The 12,882-nt window shown below is 30.6% G+C and carries 13 protein-coding genes and 1 pseudogene; 9 read left to right on the top strand and 5 right to left on the bottom strand.

What is annotated here, in order from left to right:
• Positions 1 to 6: 6 nt before the first annotated feature.
• Positions 7 to 1,332 (bottom strand): M16 family metallopeptidase, encoded by a 1,326-nt coding sequence (locus ABWP60_RS07030; RefSeq protein ID WP_353150490.1) that lies wholly within the window; start codon positions 1,330 to 1,332, stop codon positions 7 to 9.
• A gap of 180 nt (positions 1,333 to 1,512) precedes the next feature.
• Between ABWP60_RS07030 and rplU the strand changes: the two are divergent.
• Positions 1,513 to 1,959, top strand: a pseudogene (gene rplU / locus ABWP60_RS07035) (50S ribosomal protein L21); the annotation flags it as partial.
• A gap of 42 nt (positions 1,960 to 2,001) precedes the next feature.
• Positions 2,002 to 2,262 carry a 50S ribosomal protein L27 gene (gene rpmA / locus ABWP60_RS07040; protein WP_291242975.1) on the top strand — a complete coding sequence of 87 codons (261 nt, stop codon included), beginning with the start codon at positions 2,002 to 2,004 and terminating at the stop codon, positions 2,260 to 2,262.
• A gap of 144 nt (positions 2,263 to 2,406) precedes the next feature.
• Here the strand turns inward: rpmA and ahcY are convergent, their stop codons facing one another.
• Positions 2,407 to 3,723, bottom strand: a complete 1,317-nt coding sequence (ahcY, locus tag ABWP60_RS07045) for an adenosylhomocysteinase (protein WP_353150493.1) — start codon at positions 3,721 to 3,723, stop codon at positions 2,407 to 2,409.
• Between the two features lie 147 nt (positions 3,724 to 3,870).
• Between ahcY and ABWP60_RS07050 the strand changes: the two genes are divergently transcribed.
• The 5 genes from ABWP60_RS07050 to ABWP60_RS07070 all read left to right on the top strand — a co-directional run bounded on the left by ABWP60_RS07050 (position 3,871) and on the right by ABWP60_RS07070 (position 9,536).
• Positions 3,871 to 4,518: a 4'-phosphopantetheinyl transferase family protein gene (locus ABWP60_RS07050; RefSeq protein WP_353150495.1), complete on the top strand. Its 648-nt coding sequence runs from the start codon at positions 3,871 to 3,873 to the stop codon at positions 4,516 to 4,518.
• Positions 4,519 to 4,520: 2 nt separating this feature from the next.
• Complete coding sequence (gene pnuC, locus ABWP60_RS07055) at positions 4,521 to 5,126, top strand: nicotinamide riboside transporter PnuC (protein WP_353150497.1); 606 nt, start codon at positions 4,521 to 4,523, stop codon at positions 5,124 to 5,126.
• A complete protein-coding gene (locus ABWP60_RS07060) occupies positions 5,102 to 6,655 on the top strand; it encodes a DUF4301 family protein (protein WP_353150500.1) in 1,554 nt (517 codons plus the stop codon). The genes pnuC and ABWP60_RS07060 overlap by 25 nt, the downstream gene beginning before the upstream one ends.
• On the top strand, positions 6,655 to 7,056 hold the full coding sequence (gene arfB / locus ABWP60_RS07065; protein ID WP_353150503.1) for an alternative ribosome rescue aminoacyl-tRNA hydrolase ArfB: 402 nt from the start codon (positions 6,655 to 6,657) through the stop codon (positions 7,054 to 7,056). Before ABWP60_RS07060 ends, arfB begins: the two co-directional genes overlap by 1 nt.
• Positions 7,057 to 7,355: 299 nt before the next feature.
• A complete protein-coding gene (locus tag ABWP60_RS07070; protein WP_353150506.1) occupies positions 7,356 to 9,536 on the top strand; it encodes a TonB-dependent receptor in 2,181 nt (726 codons plus the stop codon).
• Between the two features lie 59 nt (positions 9,537 to 9,595).
• On the opposite strand, the gene ABWP60_RS07075 is transcribed toward ABWP60_RS07070, so the two are convergent.
• Both ABWP60_RS07075 and ABWP60_RS07080 read right to left on the bottom strand, forming a co-directional pair.
• Complete coding sequence (locus tag ABWP60_RS07075; RefSeq protein ID WP_353150508.1) at positions 9,596 to 10,126, bottom strand: glutathione peroxidase; 531 nt, start codon at positions 10,124 to 10,126, stop codon at positions 9,596 to 9,598.
• On the bottom strand, positions 10,126 to 10,557 hold the full coding sequence (locus ABWP60_RS07080; protein ID WP_353150510.1) for a Rieske (2Fe-2S) protein: 432 nt from the start codon (positions 10,555 to 10,557) through the stop codon (positions 10,126 to 10,128). The genes ABWP60_RS07075 and ABWP60_RS07080 overlap by 1 nt, the downstream gene beginning before the upstream one ends.
• A 149-nt stretch (positions 10,558 to 10,706) precedes the next feature.
• On the opposite strand from ABWP60_RS07080, the gene greA reads away from it, so the two are divergent.
• The gene (gene greA, locus ABWP60_RS07085; RefSeq protein ID WP_353150513.1) at positions 10,707 to 11,183 is read left to right on the top strand and encodes a transcription elongation factor GreA; all 477 of its coding nucleotides are present in this window, start codon (positions 10,707 to 10,709) and stop codon (positions 11,181 to 11,183) included.
• Positions 11,184 to 11,224: 41 nt separating this feature from the next.
• The gene (locus ABWP60_RS07090; RefSeq protein WP_353150515.1) at positions 11,225 to 11,614 is read left to right on the top strand and encodes an HIT family protein; all 390 of its coding nucleotides are present in this window, start codon (positions 11,225 to 11,227) and stop codon (positions 11,612 to 11,614) included.
• Between the two features lie 41 nt (positions 11,615 to 11,655).
• Here ABWP60_RS07090 and ABWP60_RS07095 read toward each other — a convergent pair whose 3' ends face one another.
• On the bottom strand, positions 11,656 to 12,804 hold the full coding sequence (locus ABWP60_RS07095; protein ID WP_353150518.1) for a sensor histidine kinase: 1,149 nt from the start codon (positions 12,802 to 12,804) through the stop codon (positions 11,656 to 11,658).
• Between the last annotated feature and the right edge of the window lie 78 nt (positions 12,805 to 12,882).

Below are 12,882 nucleotides of genomic sequence, written 5' to 3' on the forward strand. Positions count from 1 at the left end.
GTAAAATTATTTAGCTGTTTTTTCTTTTGCAGGACCATAATTTAATACCAAACGTTGGTTTGGATTTAAATATTTTTTAGCCACTTCTTTAATATCTTCTCTTGTAATAGAACGGTAAATTTCAATTTCAGTATTCACTAAATTAATATCACCATATAATAAATAGTATGAAGCTAAATTTTCTGCAATACCTTCTACAGTTGCATTTGAACTTACATAGTTGTTTTCAAATTTATTTTGAAGTTTTTGAAAATCGTTCTCAGAAATTAAATTAGTTTGCATGTTTACAATTTCTTCATCAATTTCTTTTAATAAATTATCTGAAGAAACATCACCTAAAGGCAAACTGTAAATAATATATTGTCCGTAATCTTCTTGCGAATTACTAAACGCTCCAACTTGAAGTGCGACTTTTTTATCATCTACCATTTTTTTGTATAATTTAGAACTTTTACCATCCGATAAATAAGTAGAAATCATATCTAAAACACGCGCATCTTTTGTTTTCATTGAAGGCGTTCTATACGCTGCTAAAGTCATTGGTAATTGAACGTTTGGATCTTCCCAAGTAGCATTAATAGTTGTAGTAATTGGTGCTTCTTCAAATTTTTGTCTAGCAACTGGTGCACCTTTTGGAATGGATCCAAAATATTTTTTAATCCAATCTTTCGCTTGTGTAACATCAAACTGACCCGCAACTACTAAAACAGCATTGTTTGGCACATAAAACTTTTTATTAAACGCTTGAAATTCTTCTAAAGTAGCCGAATCTAAATGTTCCATTTCACCAATTGTAGTCCATCTGTAAGGATGATTTTTAAATAAATTTTGTTTAATCGCTTTAAAAATATTTCCGTAAGGTTGGTTGTCAATTCGTAAACGTTTTTCTTCTTTTACTACTTCATTTTGGGTATCAACACCAATTTGATTAATTACAGGGTGCATTAATCTTTCCGATTCCATCCAAATGGCTAACTCTAAATTATTTGATGGGAAAACTTCGTAGTAATACGTTCTATCATCAGATGTATTGGCATTATTTTGTCCACCATTTGCGGTTACAATTTTAAACCATTCCCCTCTTTCGATGTTTTTGGTACCTTCAAACAATAAATGCTCAAAAAAGTGCGCAAAACCCGTACGATTTGGTTGTTCATCTTTTGCACCTACGTGATACATTACTGATGTAATAATAACTGGTGCAGAATTATCTTGATGAAGAACCACGTGTAAACCGTTATCTAAATCAAACTCTTCAAATGCTACTTTCTGAGCATTTGCTGTGCTTCCTAACATTGCTATTGTTCCTAAAGCCATTAATGTTTTTTTCATAATTAATCTTATAATAATAAATGATAAGTATTGGTAGGCGAAAGATATAAATTGTTACACAGAAAATGAAAAATATTTCAAATTTTATTTTATTCGTATAAAAAAGAAAAGTAATGTTGCAGATTTAATAAATAGTTATATATTTGCAGACTTAAAAAATAATAATTTAAACACATTGTTATGTACGCAATCGTAGAGATAGCAGGGCAACAATTTAAAGTAAGCAAAGACCAAAGGTTATTTGTTCACCGTTTAGCAAGTGATTTAGACGCAAAAGTTTCTTTTGAAAAAGTCTTATTAATTGATAACGGCGGAGCATTAACATTAGGCGCCCCAGCTATAGAAGGAGCTTCTGTTGAAGCCAAAGTAGTAAAACACCTTAAAGGTGATAAAGTAATTGTCTTCAAAAAGAAAAGAAGAAAAGGTTACAAAAAGAAAAACGGTCACAGACAAGCATTTACTCAAATTATCATTGAGAATATTGTTGCATCTGGCGCTGCAAAAAAAGAAGTAGCTCCTAAGAAAGAAGCAGCTCCAAAAAAAGAAGCGGCTCCGAAAGCAACAAAAAAAGCTGCTATTGAAGTAGAAACGGTTACTGAAGAAGTAAAACCTAAAGCTACTAAAGCAAAAAAACCAAAAACTGAAGAATAACATTTAAAATATAACGTCATGGCTCATAAAAAAGGTGTCGGTAGTTCGAAGAATGGTAGAGAATCAGAATCAAAACGTTTAGGCGTTAAGATTTATGGTGGTCAAGCTGCTATTGCAGGAAATATCATTGTTAGACAAAGAGGTTCAAAACACAACCCAGGTGAAAATGTTTACATGGGAAAAGACCATACTTTACATGCTAAAGTAGATGGAGTTGTAAAATTCCAGAAAAAAGGTGAGAACAAATCTTGGGTTTCTATACTTCCATTCGAAGCATAATAATCCTAAAATTACAAATATAAAATCCCAAAAACCAATATGGTTTTTGGGATTTTTTTGTATAATGCAATATCAAAAAAAACCCTCGCTTTTCAGCAAGGGTTTCTAATTATCTAAAAAATCTAACTTTCTAAGATGTCTAGATTAATATCTGTAATATTCTGGTTTAAATGGTCCTTGAACCCCAACACCAATATATTCTGCCTGATCTTGACGTAATGTCTCTAATTCTACTCCTAATCTTGAAAGGTGTAAAGCCGCTACTTTTTCATCTAAATGTTTTGGCAACATATAAACTTCATTTTTATAGTTAGCGCTATTTTCCCATAACTCTAATTGTGCTAAAGTTTGGTTTGTAAACGAGTTACTCATTACAAAACTTGGGTGACCAGTAGCGCAACCTAAGTTTACTAAACGTCCTTCTGCTAAAATAATAACTTCTTTACCGTTTACGGTGTAAATATCAACTTGAGGTTTCACTTCGTTTTTAGTGTGACCAAAATTTGAATTTAACCAAGCCATATCAATTTCATTGTCGAAATGTCCAATATTACAAACGATAGCCTTGTCTTTCATAGCCTCAAAATGACGACCTTGAACGATGTCTTTATTACCAGTTGTAGTAATCACAATATCTGCATTAGCAACTACTGTATCTAATTTTTTAACTTCAAAACCGTCCATTGCAGCCTGTAAGGCACAAATTGGATCAATTTCAGTAACCGTTACAATAGAACCTGCGCCACGGAAAGAAGCTGCAGTACCTTTACCAACATCTCCGTAACCACAAACTACTACTCTTTTTCCAGCTAACATAGTATCTGTTGCTCTACGAACGGCATCTACTGCAGATTCTTTACAACCATATTTGTTATCAAATTTAGATTTAGTTACCGAATCGTTTACGTTGATCGCTGGCATATATAAAGTCCCTGCTTTCATTCTTTCGTATAAACGGTGAACTCCTGTTGTTGTTTCTTCAGACAAACCTTTAATTCCTTTAACTAATTCAGTGTATTTATCAAACACTAAATTTGTTAAATCGCCACCATCATCTAATATCATGTTTAATGGTGCACGTTCTTCACCAAAAAATAACGTTTGCTCAATACACCAATCAAATTCTTCTTCATTCATTCCTTTCCATGCATAAACTTGAATTCCAGCGGCAGCAATTGCAGCTGCAGCGTGATCTTGAGTAGAAAAAATATTACAAGAAGACCAAGTCACATCTGCACCTAAAGCTACTAACGTTTCAATTAAAACTGCTGTTTGAATTGTCATGTGTAGACATCCAGCAATACGCGCTCCTTTTAAAGGTTGACTCGCGCCAAATTCTTCTCTAAGGGCCATTAAACCTGGCATTTCAGCTTCAGCTAATAAAATTTCTTTTCTTCCCCATGCTGCTAAAGAAATATCTTTAACTTTGTATGGTACGTAAGGAATTGTTTTTGTACTCATTATATTTGTATATTTATTTTTATTTAAGAGTGCAAAGGTACAATATAAGTTTCAAATTAGAAATTAATTTTAACTAAATAAGTTTAGTTCATGCCTTTAAACAACTGAATGACAAGAAAATAAAATGTACTAAATTTAAAATATAACATGCCTTTTTATAAAAAAATAAAAATTAACGAACATACAATAGCATACTTTTGGAAAATTTCCGAAGATATTTCATGGTTCAATGAAAAGTCAGAATTAAATGATAATTCAGTCTCAAGACTTAAAAGCATGCAGTCTGTGGCACATAAAAAGGGTTATTTGGCTGTGAGAATGCTACTTCAACATATTGGTTTATCCGATTTTGATTTGTTTTACAACGAATTTGGAAAACCATATCTAAAAGTCGAAAATCTTGAAGTAGGCATTAAAAAACACATTTCAATATCGCATTCGCATGAATTTTCTTGCATTTGTATTAGCAATAAGGCTGTAGGAATTGATATTGAAAAGTGTAAAGAAAAAACATTAAAAATCGCCTCAAGATTCATGGAAGTTTCACATATTGAAAACTTATCTATGGCAGATAAAATAACTAAAGCAACTATAATTTGGGGTATCAAAGAAAGTATATTTAAATTAAAAAATGAAAAAGGAATCAGTTTTCCAAAGCATATTTTCGAATCGCCTTTTAAGTTAGCAGATAGAAAAGGAAATGCAAAATTAATATTTAATAATACTATTGAAGAATTTCAATTTCAGTTTGACATCATAGAGGATTATGCTTTTGTTTGTACTTTAACTAAATAAATATGTTCGAAACCATCATCAATCAGTATAAAAGTATTCCGAATTGGCAAATTGGCATAGAAATTACAGTATTTATTTTTGGAATAATAAGTGTGTATTTTGCGAAAAAAGAAAATATATTAGTATATCCTACTGGAATAATTTGCACCATTTTATCCGTATATCTAATGTTTTATGCAAAATATTATGCCGATATGAGCATCAATATCTATTACTCTATAATGAGCTTTTACGGTTGGTTTCATTGGAAAAAAATCACAAACGGAGAAGTACTTTCTATTTCTAGGACTAATACAAAAGAGAAAATTATTGGCATACTACTTTTTATTATAACGGGCATAGTTTGCATACTTATTTATAATTTTTTTAGTCATAAGTTACAGACTAACAATTATTTAGATATTTTTACCACCTCATTATTTTTTACTTCCATGTGGTATATGGCACGGAAAAAAATCGAAAACTGGATCCTCTGGATTATTGGTGATGCTATTTGTGTGTATATGTTTTTCGACCGACAACTGTATATTATTGCAATACAATACATAATTTTTACTATTTTAGCCATCTCAGCATATATAGAATGGAAAAAATATTTAGCGAAATAGATTTACAACAAATCGTTAAAAGAGGAAACTCTTTAGAAAAAATTATGCAACAGTTGCATTATTTTAAAAATGGCTTCCCAACGATTAACTTATTAAAAATTGCATCTATAAACGATGGCATTTTTCAATTTTCAGAAAAAGAAGTTGCTGATTATTGCAGCTATTTTGATGCAAATAAAGGCAACTATTCCATTGAAAAATTTGTTCCTGCAAGTGGCGCTGCTACTAGAATGTTCAAGTCGTTAAATGAATTTTTAACTAAATTTAATCCTGAAAAAGATACTATAAATTCCTATATAAATTTAAATAAAGAAAGAGATTTGTCCTTATTTATTGTTGGCCTAAGAAGTTTTCCTTTTTATAACGAATTAAAAGAAAAAACTAAAGCAATTTTTACGGATTATTCTAATTTCAATGCCGATAAAAAGGTATATGCCATTGTAAAAACATTGTTAACTGAAAAAGGTTTAAATTTTGCCAATAAACCAAAAGGGATTTTACCATTTCATGTTAAAGATAATGAAATTGTAACACCTATTGACGAACATGCCTTTGAAACCGATTTTTATAAAAAACCCAATCAAAAAGCAAAAATTCATTATACGATTTCTAAAGAATTCAAAACCGATTTTTTAAAAATTACAAATAAATATACTGATTTAGAAATCACATTTTCTTATCAAAGTGAAACTTCTGATACTATAGCCGTTAATGCAGATAATACGCCTTTTAGAACTCCTGAAAACGAATTGCTTTTTCGACCAGGTGGTCACGGTTCTTTGATTGAAAATCTAAATCAATTACAATCAGATATTATTTTTATAAAAAACATTGATAATGTATCTCAAAACAATAGAGAAGTTATTTTTAAATATAAAAAATTATTAGGTGGTATTCTTTTGTACACAAAACAGGAAGTAGATGCTGCCTTAAAAAAGTTTCAAAAAAAGGAAATCAACGAAAATAACATGAAAGAGGTTATTCATTTTATAGAAACAAAAATGTCAATTCCTTTGCCGTTAGAGTTTAAAATGTTTCAATTTGAATATCAAAAAAAGTATTTAATTAATATTTTAAATAGACCCATTCGTGTGTGTGGAATGGTAAAAAATGAAGGGGAGCCTGGTGGCGGACCATTTTGGGTTCAGGATGACAAAGGACGTCATAATTTACAAATAGTGGAATTATCGCAGATAAATATAACCAACGAAAATCAACACGCTATCTTTAAAAGTTCTACACATTTTAACCCTGTAGATATTGTTTGTAGCATAAAAGATTTTGAAGGAAACAAATTTGACTTAAACAATTTTATTGACCCTAAAACAGCGTTCATTACAGAGAAAACAAAAGAGGGAAAAAAAATAAAAGCTTTTGAGTTACCTGGATTATGGAATGGCGCCATGGCAGATTGGAACACTATTTTTGTAGAAGTTCCAATTGAAACGTTCAATCCGGTTAAAAAAGTGACCGATTTATTAAAACCTGCACATCAGCAAAATAATTTAGACATCAATTCTGTTTTATAATGAACGCGGAAGTGATTTTATTTGAACTAAATTTTAAAGCAGTAAGAAGCAGTGGCGCTGGAGGCCAACATGTAAATAAAGTGTCTTCTAAAATAGTATTGATTTTCGATGTAGCAACTTCTCAAGGCTTAAATGAGAATGAAAAGTTATGGCTTCAAAACAAATTAAAAACAAAAATATCGCAAGAAAACTTACTTATTTTAACTTGCGATGAAGATAGAAGTCAATTCAAAAACAAAAAAATTATTATCAAACGTTTTTTTGAAATGTTAGAAAAAGCACTTGTACTACCAAAAGTTAGAAAAGCAACTAAAATTTCAAAAGGAGCCAATGAAAAACGCATTCAAGAAAAGAAAAAAGCAAGTGAAATCAAAGCTGGAAGAAAAAAATTAGATTTCTAATTGACCAATGTAAACACATTCAAATAACACCGATTTAAGAAATTTTAAAAATTATATTAATTTCTGAAATCTGTGTTCCAAATCAAAATTGTATTACTATATTTGCAACATCTCAAAGGGGTGCTTGTTTTTCAGGCTGAGAGTATACCCATAGAACCTGGGCGGGTAATGCTGCCAAGGAAAACCGAGAACTACATAGGTTTCTGAATTAGTTTCAGAATCGAAATTCTCAAAATCAATTTATTAATTATTTTTAACCAAGAGTAATTACCCCTTTTATTCGTATGAATTTACGAAGTATGAATTTATTTTTAAAAAGGCAAAAGGCAAAAGGCAAAAGGCAAAAGATTTATAAATTAAGTCTATTTTCTATTCTCTTTTCTCTCTGTTCTTACAGTCAAGAACAACCAAAAGATTCTGTAAAATCAATTGAAGAAGTCTTAATTTCTGGAGTTCGAGCAAAAGACAAAAATCCAATTACATTTACAAATGTGTCTAAAACACAAATTGCCCTTAGAAATTTAGGGCAAGACATTCCAATTTTATTAAATTATCTACCTTCTGTTGTTACTACAACAGACGCCGGAGCAGGAATTGGATATACCTATATGCGTGTTCGTGGATCGGATGGTTCAAGAATTAACGTAACTTTAAACGGAGTGCCTTTCAATGATAGTGAAAGTCAAGGCACTTTTTTTGTCAACTTACCTGATTTTGCTTCCTCCTTAGAAAGTATGCAATTACAACGCGGGGTTGGTACCTCAACAAGCGGTGCTGGTGCATTTGGTGCCAGTTTAAATTTACAAACTAAAGCTGCCCAACAAAAAAGTTATGCAGAAATAGCCAATTCTATTGGAAGTTTTGGAACCCGAAAACATTCGCTTGCATTCGGAAGTGGTTTGCATAATAATTTCGAAATGAACGCTCGTATTTCAAAAATAACATCTAATGGATTTATAGATAGAGCTTCCTCTGATTTATTTGGATATTATTTTGATGCTAATTACATTACAAAATCATCAATTATAAAAGCAATTGCATTTGGCGGTAAAGAAAAAACCTATCAGGCATGGAATGGTTTGGAAGATGAAGAAAAACTAAAAAATGACAGAACCTACAATTCAGCTGGGCAATACACAGACGAATTTGGGAATACTCAATTTTACGATAATGAAACTGATAATTATTGGCAAAATCATTTTCAATTGCATTGGAATGAAAAACTAACTTCAAAATGGCAATCGAATCTGGCTTTGCATTATACTTCAGGAAAAGGCTATTTTGAGCAATATAGAGAAGACGAATTCTTTTCTGATTATTTATTGCCCGATTTTAATGGAAATAGTTTTACCGATTTAGTCAGAAAACGTTGGTTGGACAATGATTTTTTTGGAACAACTTTTTCTTTAAATTATAAAACTGAAAAAACAGATATTATAATTGGTGGAGCCGCAAATAAATACAAAGGAAAGCATTTTGGCGAAGTCGTTTGGACACAATTTTACGTTCCAACAACTAACAAATATTATAACAATTTCGGAAATAAAAATGATGTGAATTTCTACTCGAAAGCATCGCAACAATTAGGAAAATTCAATGTTTTTGCCGATTTACAATATCGAATGGTTTTCTATCAAGCGAATAGTATCAAATTTAATGACGTGAATGATACGTTCCGTTTCTTCAATCCAAAAGCTGGAATTACATATAATTTTAATAATGCTAGTTCCGTTTATGGTTATTTCGGAATTGCAAATAAAGAACCTCGTAGAGATGATTATGAAAGTGGAAGTGTAAAACCAGAACGTTTAGAAGATTTTGAATTAGGTTATAAATTCAAAAGCAACAAAGCAATACTAAACATTAATGCATTTTATATGAAATATAAAAATCAATTGGTAGCCACTGGTGCTTTAAATGATGTGGGAAGTCCTGTTTTTGAAAATAGCGGAAAAAGTTATCGCGCAGGTATAGAAATAGAAGGATATATTAAAATAATCCAGAAAGTAATGTTACAACCAAACATTACTTTAAGTACCAATAAAAATGAAGATTTTTATTTTGAAAGAAATGGCGTTTTAACCAATTTAGGAAATACAAATATAGCATATTCACCTAATGTTGTAGTTGGAAACGCAATAACGTATTCACCAATAAACGCGTTACAAATTTCTTTTTTAACCAAGCATGTTGGCAAACAATATATGGGAAATATTGATGCAGAAAAATCAATTTTACCCGATTACACCACATCAGATTTAAATATTAACTACGAATGGAAAATTAATAAAGGCATCAAATCGATTGTGCTTTCGGGATTAATCAATAATATTTTCGACAGCACTTACGAATCAAATGGCTATTTTTACACCTATAATGATGATTTTAGTAATCCACCAGCCATCACTACCATTGAAGGTGTTGGATATTATCCACAAGCGGGAATCAATTTCTTAGCGGGAATCAATTTGAAGTTTTAATTTTTTTGGTAAGCAGATTTTACAGATTAAAATTTTAAAAATCCGTTTAATCTGTGTACCTATTTTTCAATCCAAGCTGTAATACTTCTATCGTCTGGTTGTGTTTTTGGTGATATGACTTTTTCTAATTCGCCATTTTCGTTAAGAAGAAATTTTTGAAAATTCCATTTTACGGCAGCGTCTTTTAAGCCATTTTTAGATTTCTTAGTTAAGAACTCATAAATAGGATGCATGTTTTTTCCTTTTACAGCTATTTTTTCCATTATAGGAAACGTTACACCATAATTTACACTGCAAAAATTTTCAATCTCTGAAGCATTTCCGGGTTCTTGCCATAAAAAATTATTCGCGGGAAATCCTATAATTTCAAAGTTATGATTTTTATATTTATCGTAAATCTTCTGTAATTTTTCAAATTGAGGTGTTAAGCCGCACTTTGATGCGGTATTCACGACCATTATTTTTTTACCTTTTAAAGTTGAAAAATCAAACTGTTTTCCTCTTAAATCAGTCACAATAAATGAATGAATAGAACCTTTAGGATAGGTTTTTGTGTCTTTTTTAAAAAAAGAAAATATAGAATGTAGCATTAATTATACACTTTTATGGTGGTGGCATCAATCATTTGTACACGATAGGCTTTCATTGGATATTGTTTTCCAGCCGCCAATCCTGTAAACAAACTATATTCGGCATCGTCACACGGACATTTTGCATTAATCCCATTAATTGTCATCGTAGAACAATCGGCTAATGCTTGATTTGGGCAAGCGGCATCATAAGCCAAAAAATTACCACTTCCTGCATTAAAAACAATTAAACCTCTTATTCCAGCACCTGCCGAATTTACATAAACAGCACTAGAAGGATAAGCTAATACCGAATATTGAGGAAAACTCATATTTAGTATTACTTCAAAGGAATAATTTGGCAAATATGGATTGTTATTATTAGCCTGTGTATCTCTATCACAAGAAAAAAAGACTGTAAACAAAATAAGAAAGTAAAAAATTCTTTTCATTTTTTATATTTATTTGAATTATCAAAATTAATTTATTTATATTTGACAAACTAATATAGTAAACGAAAAATAGTTAAATAAATTATATCTTTGCAAAAAGGGAATCCCATAGTTGTGGGATTTTTTCTATTTTATAAATTAATGAAGTTATGAGCACAGTATCTTATTACACAGCAGAAGGATTAAAACATTTAAAAGACGAGTTAGATCAACTTAAATCTATAGAGCGCCCTAAAGCGTCACAAGCTATTGCAGAAGCACGAGACAAAGGAGATTTGTCTGAAAACGCAGAATATGATGCAGCTAAAGAAGCACAAGGTTTATTAGAAATGCGTATTTCTAAAATGGAAGAATTAGTATCAAACGCAAGAATTATTGATGAATCTACATTAGATGTATCAAAAGCATTGGTATTGTCTAATGTAAAAATCAAAAATCAATCTAACGGAATGGAACTGCAATACAAATTAGTTGCAGAAAGTGAAGCGGATTTAAAAACAGGAAAAATATCCGTAACTTCTCCTATTGGAAAAGGATTATTAGGTAAAAAAGTAGGCGAAATTGCAGAAATTAATGTGCCAAACGGCGTATTAAAATTTGAAGTTTTAGAAATTACACGTGACTAATTTCTGAAATTCCAAAGTTAGAAATTCCAAAATCCAAAAAAATGAGTTCTATTTTTACCAAAATAATAAACGGAGAAATTCCTTGTTATAAAATTACAGAAAACGAAGAATTTATTGCGTTTTTAGATGTAAATCCGAATGCTAAAGGTCATACGTTATGTGTTCCAAAGCAAGAAATAAATAAAATTTTCGATATGGACGAAGATTTATATTTAAAACTAATGGCATTTTCAAGAAAAGTAGCCATTGCTTTGGAAAAAACAGTGCCTTGTAAACGAATTGGAGTGGCGGTTGTTGGTTTAGAAGTACCGCACACACACGTACACTTGATTCCGCTTCAAGATATGGACGACATGCGTTTTCAAAGAAAAACAACTTTAACATCCGAAGAATTTTCAACATTAGCAAAAGATATTGCTGAAAATTTATAAAAACTATTTCCACAAATTTTCAATGAGTTTGTTGATTTTTTTTATCTTTCTTTCTTAAAAATCATTTGCATCGTGGTGCCTTTACCAATTTCAGAGTGTACTACTCTAATCTTGCCTTTATGATATTCTTGAACTATTCTTTTGGTTAAAGACAATCCTAATCCCCACCCTCTTTTTTTAGACGTATAACCGGGTTCAAAAATAGTTTTAAATTTATTCTTAGCAATTCCACTACCAGTATCAGTTACTGTTATGTATACTTTGGCATCACCTTCTACAATTTCAATAGACAAACTGCCTTTCCCTTTCATCGCATCAATGGCATTTTTTACTAAATTCTCAATTGTCCAACTGTGCAAAATCGGGTTTAATGATACAAAAAGTGGCTTTTCTGGTGCTCGAAAATCAAAAGTTACTTGCTTGGAAACGCGAGATTGCAAATACTCAAATGATGCTTTTGTTTCTTCTATTATATTTCTTTTTTCTAAAACAGGTTCACTTCCAATTTTTGAAAATCTATCTGTAATCGTTTGTAACCTATTTATATCTTTTTGGATTTCTTCTATAGTAGTGTCATCAATGTTTTCTAATTTCAACAACTCCAACCAACCAATTAATGAGGATAATGGCGTACCTATTTGATGTGCCGTTTCTTTAGCCATTCCTGCCCATAGCTTATTTTGAGTGGCCATTTTGGTAGCACGATAAAAATTATACACCACGCCACCAAACAAAAAGACCACTAATAATAAGGCAATTGGATAATATTTTAATTTATTTAATATTGGAGAATCGCCGTAATACACCAAATGATAATCGTTTTTTGCAAATTGAACTTTTATTGGTGCATTTTGACTTTTTATTTTATTTAATACCTCTTTTACTTTAACACTATCATTTTCTATTTCTCCAAGGTTTAAATTACTTAAAATTTTTTCTTTCTTATCAGTTAGTATTAATGGAATGTTTTTATTGTTTTCAATAATAAAAGATGGTAATTCAATTTCAGTATCAACATCTGAATTCATTAAAGTTTTTTGAGCTTTTGCCCAAAGTTCCATTTTATTACGTTCTTCTTCTTTAAACGTTTGAAAAAAAACATAGGTGTTCCATAAAATTAAGGAAGCAATTAAAAACGAGGAAATAATAATAATCCAACGTGTAAGATTTCTTTTTTCAGAAAACTGCATAAAAAGTATTTTGAGTAAAAATAGGGAATTTTTAGAATTAAGAACAAGGTAAAAAGTAAAAAATTAAAAGGAAATTCT

Origin of the sequence: Flavobacterium sp. (genome assembly GCF_040402895.1) — a bacterium.
Lineage (GTDB): Bacteria > Bacteroidota > Bacteroidia > Flavobacteriales > Flavobacteriaceae > Flavobacterium.

Bases quoted from the DNA above. Each gene is read 5' to 3' on its own strand.
- ABWP60_RS07030 (WP_353150490.1), bottom strand. From the start codon at position 1,332: ATGAAAAAAACATTAATGGCTTTAGGAACAATAGCAATGTTAGGAAGC.
- rpmA (WP_291242975.1), top strand. From the start codon at position 2,002: ATGGCTCATAAAAAAGGTGTCGGTAGTTCGAAGAATGGTAGAGAATCA.
- ahcY (WP_353150493.1), bottom strand. From the start codon at position 3,723: ATGAGTACAAAAACAATTCCTTACGTACCATACAAAGTTAAAGATATT.
- ABWP60_RS07050 (WP_353150495.1), top strand. From the start codon at position 3,871: ATGCCTTTTTATAAAAAAATAAAAATTAACGAACATACAATAGCATAC.
- pnuC (WP_353150497.1), top strand. From the start codon at position 4,521: ATGTTCGAAACCATCATCAATCAGTATAAAAGTATTCCGAATTGGCAA.
- ABWP60_RS07060 (WP_353150500.1), top strand. From the start codon at position 5,102: ATGGAAAAAATATTTAGCGAAATAGATTTACAACAAATCGTTAAAAGA.
- arfB (WP_353150503.1), top strand. From the start codon at position 6,655: ATGAACGCGGAAGTGATTTTATTTGAACTAAATTTTAAAGCAGTAAGA.
- ABWP60_RS07070 (WP_353150506.1), top strand. From the start codon at position 7,356: ATGAATTTATTTTTAAAAAGGCAAAAGGCAAAAGGCAAAAGGCAAAAG.
- ABWP60_RS07075 (WP_353150508.1), bottom strand. From the start codon at position 10,126: ATGCTACATTCTATATTTTCTTTTTTTAAAAAAGACACAAAAACCTAT.
- ABWP60_RS07080 (WP_353150510.1), bottom strand. From the start codon at position 10,557: ATGAAAAGAATTTTTTACTTTCTTATTTTGTTTACAGTCTTTTTTTCT.
- greA (WP_353150513.1), top strand. From the start codon at position 10,707: ATGAGCACAGTATCTTATTACACAGCAGAAGGATTAAAACATTTAAAA.
- ABWP60_RS07090 (WP_353150515.1), top strand. From the start codon at position 11,225: ATGAGTTCTATTTTTACCAAAATAATAAACGGAGAAATTCCTTGTTAT.
- ABWP60_RS07095 (WP_353150518.1), bottom strand. From the start codon at position 12,804: ATGCAGTTTTCTGAAAAAAGAAATCTTACACGTTGGATTATTATTATT.